Raw genomic sequence first — 8,188 nt, forward strand, 5'->3', positions numbered from 1 at the left:
GCCCCGCGGAGGGGGCGCGTCCGATGAAGATCGCATTGCTCAGCTACTCCACCAAGCCCCGCGGCGGGGTCGTGCACACCCTCGCCCTCGCGGAGGCGCTGGCGGCGCTGGGCGAGGACGTCACGGTGTGGACGCTGGGGCGGGGTGGGGATCAGGGCTTCTTCCGGCCGGTGGACGCGCGGGTGCGGCTGCGGATCGTGCCGTTCCCGGACGGTCCCGCCGGTGAGCCGACGGGCGCGCGCATCCTGCGCTCCATCGCCACCCTCCGCGCGGCCTTCGACCCCGCCCCCTACGACGTCGTGCACGCCCAGGACTGCATCAGCGCCAACGCGGTGCACGGCCGCTGCGTCCGCACGGTCCACCACATCGACCACTTCACGACCCCCGAACTGGCCGCCTGCCACGAACGCGCGATCGTCGAACCGCACGCCCACATCTGCGTCTCGGCGTCCGTCGCGGCCGAACTCTCCGCCGGCTGGGGCATCGGGGCGACGGTCATCCCCAACGGCGTCGCGTACGACCGTTTCGCCACCGCGGCCCGGGACGTGGAAGGCACGGCCAACTGGCGCCGACGCCTGGGCCGTTACGTCCTCACGGTCGGCGGCATCGAGCCCCGCAAGGGCTCCCTCGACCTGCTGGAGGCGTACGCGCTGCTGCGCGCCCGGCATCCCGACGTACGCCTCGTGATCGCGGGCGGCGAGACCCTCTTCGACTACCGCGACTACCGGGCGCGCTGGGAGACGCGGGCGGCCGAACTCGGCGTGGAACCGGTGGTGTTGGGCCCGGTTCCGGACCCTGACCTCCCCACTCTCGTAGCAGCCGCCGACGCCTTCGCCTTCCCGTCCCTCAAGGAGGGCTTCGGGCTCGCGGCGATGGAGGCGCTGGCGGCGGGCGTACCGCTGGTGGTCCGCGATCTGCCGGTGCTGCGGGAGGTGTTCGACGGGGCGGCCCGATTCGCCGGTACGGCAGGGGAGTTGGCGGAGGAGCTGGGGCGGGCGCTGACGGACGCGGAGGGGGCGGCGCGGCGGGAGTCCGGGCGGAGGCTGGCCGCGCGGCACACGTGGGAGGCGGCTGCTCGGGGTCACGTCGACTTCTATCGGGCCGAGGAGGAGCGGCGCCCGGAGGAGAAGTGGCGCTGGAAGGAGGAGACGCACTAGTACGGCGGTACTAATCACCGGCCGCCGATTCGGTCCCGCAGGGGGCAGGAAGCGCGCAAAACGGCTCCTAGCTTGAGATCAAGGGTCGATCAGGCCCCGCTCACGCAATTGATCTCTTCTCCTGGTGGGAGTAACCCGTGGCCACCTTCCTGTACCGACTGGGACGGCTCGCCTTCCGGCGGCGACGCGTCGTCCTGATGTTGTGGATCGCCGTCCTGGCCGCCGTGGGCATCGGAGCCATGAGTTCCACCGGCTCGACCACCGACAGCTTCACGGTGCCCGGTACCCAGTCCCAGCAGGCCATCGACCTGCTGGAGAAGGAGTTCCCGCAGGCCTCCGCCTCGGGCGCGAGCGCCCGGGTCGTCTTCGAGGCCCCCGCCGGACAGAAGCTCACCTCCACCGCCAACAAGGCGGAAATCACCTCGCTGCTGGCCGAGTTGAGGACGGGCTCGCAGGTGGCGAACGTCTCCGACCCGTTCACCGGCGGGCTGGTCAGCGAGTCCGGCTCCATCGCCTACACGCAGGTGACCTACAAGGTCGCCAAGTCCGACATCGGCGCCCCCGCGCACGACGCCCTGAAGAAGGTCGCCGCCGAGGGCGAGAAGGCCGGGCTGACGGTCAGCATGGGCGGTGACGCCGTACAGGACGAGGCCGGCAGCAAGGCGACCGAGCTGATCGGGCTCGCGGTCGCCGCGGTCGCCCTGGTGATCACCTTCGGCTCTCTGATCGCGGCGGGACTCCCGCTGCTGACCGCGGTCCTCGGCGTGGGCGTGGCCGTCATGTCGATCACCATCGCCACCGCGTTCGTGGACATGTCCTCGGCCTCCTCGACCCTGGCCCTGATGCTGGGCCTGGCGGTGGCCATCGACTACGCGCTGTTCATCGTCTCCCGCTACCGCAACGAGATCCGCGAGGGCCACGAACCGGAGGAGGCCGCCGGACGTGCCCTGGGCACCGCCGGTTCCGCCGTCGTCTTCGCCGGCCTCACCGTCATGATCGCGCTGGCGGGCCTGAGCGTCATCGGCGTCAGGATGCTGACGTCGATGGGCCTGGCCTCGGCGTTCGCCGTCGCCGTCGCCGTCCTCATCGCGCTGACCCTGCTGCCCGCGGTGCTGGGCTTCACCGGCCGGCGGATCATGAAGGCCCCGCTCCTCACCCGCCGTATGCACGCACTGGAGGAGCGCGGCGAGGGCGAGGCCATGGGCGTGCGCTGGGCGAGGTTCGTCACCCGCAACCCGGTCAAGGTCCTCGCCGTCTCCGTGCTCGGCCTGGGTCTGCTGGCCATCCCGGTCACCTCGCTGCGCCTGGCCCTGCCCGACGACTCCGTACAGACCCCGGGCAGCACCCAGCGCATCGCCTACGACACCCTCAGCAAGGGCTTCGGGCCGGGCTTCAACGGACCGCTGACCGTGGTCGTCGACGCCCACGACAGCAAGGACGCGAAGTCCGCCGCCGCGGACGCGGTCGCGCGGATCAAGACGCTGCCCGACGTCGCGGTGGTGCGCGACGCCGTGTTCAACCAGTCCGGCGACGTGGCCCTGATCAGCGCCGTACCGAAGAGCGCGCCGAGCAGCCAGGCCACCAAGGACCTGGTCACCGACATCCGCGACCAGAACGGCAGGCTGCACCAGGACACGGGCGCCGACCTGATGGTCACCGGCACCACGGCCCTCAACATCGACGTCTCCAGCAAGCTCTCCCAGGCCCTCATCCCCTACCTCGGGATCGTGGTCGGTCTGGCGCTGATCCTGCTCCTGCTGGTCTTCCGGTCGATCCTGGTCCCGCTCAAGGCGGCCCTCGGCTTCCTGCTCAGCGTGGGTGCCACCCTCGGCGTCGTGGTCGCCGTCTTCCAGTGGGGCTGGCTCAAGGACGTCATCGGCGTCGAGGAGACCGCGCCCATCGTGAGCGTCCTGCCCATCCTGCTGATCGGCGTGGTCTTCGGACTCGCCATGGACTACGAGGTCTTCCTGGTCACCCGGATGCGCGAGGAGTACGTCCACGGGGCCGAACCCACCCACGCCGTGGTCCAGGGTTTCCGGCACAGCGCGCGGGTCGTCACCGCGGCGGCGGTCATCATGATCTCCGTGTTCGCCGGCTTCCTCCTGGACGACGTGGCGCTCATCAAGTCCATCGGCCTCGGCCTCGCAGCCGCCGTGTTCTTCGACGCCTTCGTGGTCCGCATGACCATCGTCCCGGCCGTGATGGCGCTGCTGGGCCACCGCGCCTGGGCGCTGCCCGGGTGGCTCGACCGGATCATGCCGAACGTGGACGTCGAGGGCGAGAACCTGCGCCGCGCCCTGGCCGCGGAGCGGGCAGGCGCCGACCAGGCTGGGGCCCCGGTCCACGCCGACGCCGGCACCTCGGTACCCCCGAGTGCGGACCCCGTGCTCGTCGGCGGGGGCGGCGACGGCGCGTCCGCCGACACGACCGAACCGAAGAGCTCGGCGTTGAGGGAACTGGGGAAGAGACTGACCCGCAAGAACTGACGCAACCCCGCCCGCCGGTTCCCTCCCCCCGGAACCGGTGGGCGGTCCCGACCCGCGAAGGACGCCCTGTGACCGCACGCTCCCCCAGGCGCTCGACCTCGCGCGAGCAGGCGGCAACCTCATCGGGTTACCGCCGTCCGGGCGACGAGCGGATTCTGGAGAGGCTGACCACCGACGCCGACCAGCGCGTGCTCACCTCGCTCATCCTCCGGCTCGCCGCGTGGCGACGGGCCGACACGGCGCACCCCCAGATCCGGCGCTGGGCGGTACCGGCCCTGTGCGCCTGGCTCGGCACCCTCTCCCTGCTCAACCCCGCCAACGGTGACGCCCTGCCCCAGCTGGCCCTCCTCCTCGCCTTCTCCGTCCCGCTCCTGTGGCGGGAACGCCGGCCCCTGCTGGTGTTCACCCTCGTCACCGCTGCCGCGGTGACGGCACTCCCCCTGGGCGTGGCCTCCGGCGCCGACACGGCACGCTTCGTGGCCCTGTACCACGTCGGTCGCCTCTGCACCCCTCGCCAGATGGTCCTGGCCCTCACCGTCACCGTTGCGGTGCTGGGGTGGTGGACCGCCATCATCTGGCGGAGCGAGCAGATGGACCAGGCCACACGGCCGGCCTCGGTCACCATCATGTCCGTGATCACCTTGGTTGCCGTCGCCGCGCTGGGGCTGCTCAGCAGACTGGTCAACGCCTATATCGACGCCCTGCGCCACGAACGCGACCAGCAGGCCGACCTCGCCACCGCACGCGAACGCGCCCGCGTCTCCCGGGAGATGCACGACATCCTCGGCCACACCCTCGCCGTCATCGTCGGCCTGGCCGACGGCGCCGCCGCACTCGCCGCGACCAAGCCCGAGCGCGGCGCCCAGACCCTGCGCCTCATCGGCGAGAGCGGCCGGGACGCCCTGGCGGAACTGCGTCGGCTCCTCGCGGTCATCGGCGACGAGGACGACCGGCCGGGCGACTCCCAACTCGCCCCGCAGCCACGCCTGACCGACCTCGACGACCTGCTCGACCGGGTCCGCGCCGCCGGTCCCACCGTCATCCTCGACACCCGCGGCGACCTCACCGGCCTGGCCCCGGGCCTCCAGCTCTCCGTCTACCGCATCGTCCAGGAGGCCCTGACCAACACCGTCAAGTACGCCGCCTCCGACACCTCGGTCCACGTGACCCTGACCGCCGCCCCGGACGCCGTCCACGTAACGGTCGAGGACACCGGCCCCGCCCGCACGCCCTCAACAGGCCGTCCCAGCAAGCGAATCGGCCGTGGCCTGGTCGGCATACGGGAACGTGCCGCCCTCTACGGCGGCAATGTCACCGCAGGCCCCAACACCGACGGCGGCTGGACCGTCCAAGCGCTCCTCGTCCCCACTCCACAGCCCAACTCCCCGGAGAAGCACCCCTCATGACCACCGTGCTCATCGTCGACGACCAGGCCCTGCAACGCATGGGCTTCAGCATGCTCCTGGAGGCCCACTCCGACATGAACGTCGTCGGCGAGGCCGCCAACGGCAGCGAGGCGGTCCGCATGACCGCCGAACTCCGCCCCGACGTCGTCCTGATGGACGTCCGCATGCCCGGCATGGACGGCATCGAGGCCACCCGCCGCATCGTCGAGTCCGGCGGCCGCTCCCGCATCCTGGTGCTGACCACCTTCGACCTCGACGAGCACGCCTACGACGCCCTGCGGGCCGGCGCCAGCGGCTTCCTCCTCAAGGACGCCCAGCCCGACGAACTCGTCGCCGGCGTAAGGGCGGTGGCGGCGGGCGACGCCGTCATCTCCCCCGGCCTCACCCGCAAACTGATCGACGCCTTCAGCGACCGCCTCCCCGGCCACAGCCCCCGCCAACAACGCCGCCTCGACGACCTCACCGGCCGCGAACGCGAAGTCCTCACCGCGATGGCCTCCGGCTGGACCAACCAGGAAATCGCCGACCGCCTCCACCTCGCCGAATCCACGGTCAAGTCCCACATCGGCCGCATCCTCACGAAGATCGACGCGCGGGATCGGGTGCAGGCGGTGATCTTCGCGTACGACACGGGGTTGGTGCGGCCGGCTTGAGGGAGCCACCTTCTCAGGTTCTTTGGGTTCTTGGGTCCGTCAACTCCGCCCGGGGTCGTCCAACAGCGCCCGGCACTGCCCGCCGAACCACGTCATGCCGTACGCCTCCGCCCCGCGCAGCGCCTCCCGGAGGAGTCGGTCCGAGTGTTGCTCGCTCCCGGGGCCTGCGGCCCGGCGCAGCGCGCGGGCGCGGGCCAGGCGGAGGCGGGCGAGTTCCGGTTGGGAGGAGCGGGCCGGGATCTCCGCCTGCCGGAAGTGGTCGAGGGCGGTCTCCGGCTCCCCCGCGGCCAGGGCCAGCAGCCCGCAGGCCCGGGCGGTCGGGCCGAGCAGGACGGTGGGCCAGCCGGCCAGGGCGATCTGCTCGCCGTCGTGCGGTGCGAGGTGTGCGCGGAGCGCGGGTACGACCTGCGCCAACTCGCCCTCGAACCCGCCTTGGAGATCGAGCGCCGCACAGACCTCCGCCAGGATGACGAGCGTGGACACCGTCCAGCCCGACGGCGGGAACAGGTCGGCCTCGGCGGCGCAGCCGAGGAACAGGTCCGCCCCTTCGGCGTACTGACCGGTCTCGCACAGGGCGAGGGCCAGACCGGCCCGCCAGATCGGGAAGTAGGCGTGCCGCTCGACGTCCCCGGCCAGGTCGGAGGTGAACAGCTCGACCAGTCGGCCCTGTTGGCGCAGCAGCCAGTAGGCCTGGCCGAGGCGGGTCTGGCGCAGGTTGTCGGCGGGTGCGGCGAAGTCGGCGCTGAGCAGTTCGACGAATTCCAGGGACTCGCGGAAGATCCAGTCCGCGGCGGCGTCGAACCGGCCGTGCCACAGGTCGAGCAGGGCGTCGAGGGTGCGCTGTTGCCAGACGACGAGGGTGCTGTGGGTGTCCGCGGCGTGCTTGCGGTACTGGTTCGCCGTGGCGAGGGCGCTGAAGATCTTGCCGTTGCGCAACTGGTCGATGGCGAGGGCCATGAGCGCCTCGCCGCGGAAGTAGGGCGAGTCGTGCCGAGCCGCGGCGTCGCGCAACTGCTCGGAGAGCGTCAGCGCTTCGGGGGCGGGCATGAAGTCGTAGCGTGCCCAACGGCACTCGATGAGAACTTCGCAGTGCACCTCGTAAGCACGGTCGCCATCACCACTACCGCTGCTGCTACCGCCACCGCCACCGTCGCCGGGTAATTGGCGCGACGCGTCCCCACCGAGCAAGGTGGGTAATCGCCGCAGCGTGTCCTCGGCGAGCCGCGCTCCCTCGCCGGGCCCCGCCAGCCCCGCCGCGGTGTCCTGACTGACCGCCATGGACATCTTCTTGGCAAGATGGGCCTGCAGCCGCAGCCTCAACCCGGCTGCCTCGATGCTCTCGTCGCCCTGCAACGCGGCCAGACAGCCCTTGATCGACTGCAGCAGCTCACGGTCGACCTGGCCTGGATCGGACCAGCGCCGAGCCATCCTGATCACGGCCTCGCCCTGCGCCCGCGGATCGCCGGCGGCGGCGCGGTACGCGGCTGTGTAGTGCCGGTCCGCCTCCCGCATCTCGCCCGCGGCATGGCTCAGGTCACCGCGCCGCAACAGCCTCCGGAACTCGGCGCGCTCCTGTGCGCGAGCCGAACGGGCATCTTTTCCGGACGACTTGACCAGGCCGATCGTCCGCTCGTCGGGAGGCTTCCGGACAGCCTTCAATACGGTTTCGGAGCCCGCCGGCGGCACCAGGCCGACCAACGCCCCCTTGGCGCCCAGTACTTCGTCGCACAGCTGGGCCAACTCCGGTGACGCTCTACGGCGTCCGTTCTCGACGCGGCTCAGGAAGCTGCGGCTGCAGTACACCTTGCCGGCCAACTCGCTCAGCGACAGGCCGGCCGCGATGCGGCGCCGTCGTAAGTCGGCACCGAATCCGTCGTGCTCGATGATCATCCCCCCAACAGCCCATCGTCCGAACCGTGTTGCCAAAAACACCCTGGCAACAGCCGACCACTCGCGACCGGCGAGGTTTCGGACGAATCTGTCCATGCCGGAGCCTACCGGCCACGAGGGCACGTCGACCGGCGATTCAGGGGCGCCGGTCGACGACTTCGGACGAACCGGCATTGCGCCGTGCCGGAGAGTCCCGGCGAGATGGGGGGCGGTCCGGGGCGCGCGGGGGGTGCGCTCCGGACCGAAGAACTACGCGGTCGACGACTTCCAGCACTGGCTCGGGACCGACCGCAAGATGGTGCGCCCTATCGTTCGTCCCATCGGCGAGATTCAACGCGATCCTTTCAACGGCATCGGCAAACCCGAACCGCTCAAGGGGGACCTGTCCGGCTACTGGTTGCGCTGCATCGACGAAGAACACCGCCTCGTCTACCGAGCCGATGACAAGCAGGTCAAGATCCTCAAGGCTCGGCCCACGAAGTACGGCCGACTGCGCGGGCGGCGAGAGCCCGCCCCGGCGTGACCCTGCGCGAGGATCAGGCCACGATTGCCACAGCGGGGTGTCCGTCGGGGAGAATGCCTGAACGATGACGTCG

6 protein-coding genes are annotated in these 8,188 nt (G+C 71.1%); 5 read left to right on the forward strand and 1 reads right to left on the reverse strand.

Annotation, left to right across the window (positions count from 1 at the left end):
* Window positions 1-23: 23 nt before the first annotated feature.
* The 4 genes from M2283_RS19510 to M2283_RS19525 all read left to right on the forward strand — a co-directional run bounded on the left by M2283_RS19510 (window position 24) and on the right by M2283_RS19525 (window position 5,702).
* Window positions 24-1,157 (forward strand): MSMEG_0565 family glycosyltransferase, encoded by a 1,134-nt coding sequence (locus tag M2283_RS19510; protein WP_280877552.1) that lies wholly within the window; start codon window positions 24-26, stop codon window positions 1,155-1,157.
* Window positions 1,158-1,294: 137 nt separating this feature from the next.
* A complete protein-coding gene (locus tag M2283_RS19515; RefSeq protein ID WP_280877553.1) occupies window positions 1,295-3,643 on the forward strand; it encodes an MMPL family transporter in 2,349 nt (782 codons plus the stop codon).
* 68 nt (window positions 3,644-3,711) lie between these two features.
* Complete coding sequence (locus M2283_RS19520) at window positions 3,712-5,049, forward strand: sensor histidine kinase (protein ID WP_280877554.1); 1,338 nt, start codon at window positions 3,712-3,714, stop codon at window positions 5,047-5,049.
* Entirely contained in the window at window positions 5,046-5,702 is a 657-nt protein-coding gene (locus M2283_RS19525; protein WP_280877555.1) for a response regulator transcription factor, read from the forward strand. Before M2283_RS19520 ends, M2283_RS19525 begins: the two co-directional genes overlap by 4 nt.
* Before the next feature lie 39 nt (window positions 5,703-5,741).
* Here M2283_RS19525 and M2283_RS19530 read toward each other — a convergent pair whose 3' ends face one another.
* Window positions 5,742-7,592 (reverse strand): helix-turn-helix domain-containing protein, encoded by a 1,851-nt coding sequence (locus M2283_RS19530; RefSeq protein WP_280877556.1) that lies wholly within the window; start codon window positions 7,590-7,592, stop codon window positions 5,742-5,744.
* A gap of 229 nt (window positions 7,593-7,821) precedes the next feature.
* Between M2283_RS19530 and M2283_RS19535 the strand changes: the two genes are divergently transcribed.
* Complete coding sequence (locus M2283_RS19535; RefSeq protein ID WP_280877557.1) at window positions 7,822-8,115, forward strand: Txe/YoeB family addiction module toxin; 294 nt, start codon at window positions 7,822-7,824, stop codon at window positions 8,113-8,115.
* The last annotated feature ends 73 nt before the right edge of the window (window positions 8,116-8,188 follow it).

Origin of the sequence: Streptomyces pseudovenezuelae (assembly GCF_029892565.1) — a bacterium.
GTDB classification, from domain to species: Bacteria; Actinomycetota; Actinomycetes; order Streptomycetales; family Streptomycetaceae; genus Streptomyces; species Streptomyces pseudovenezuelae_A.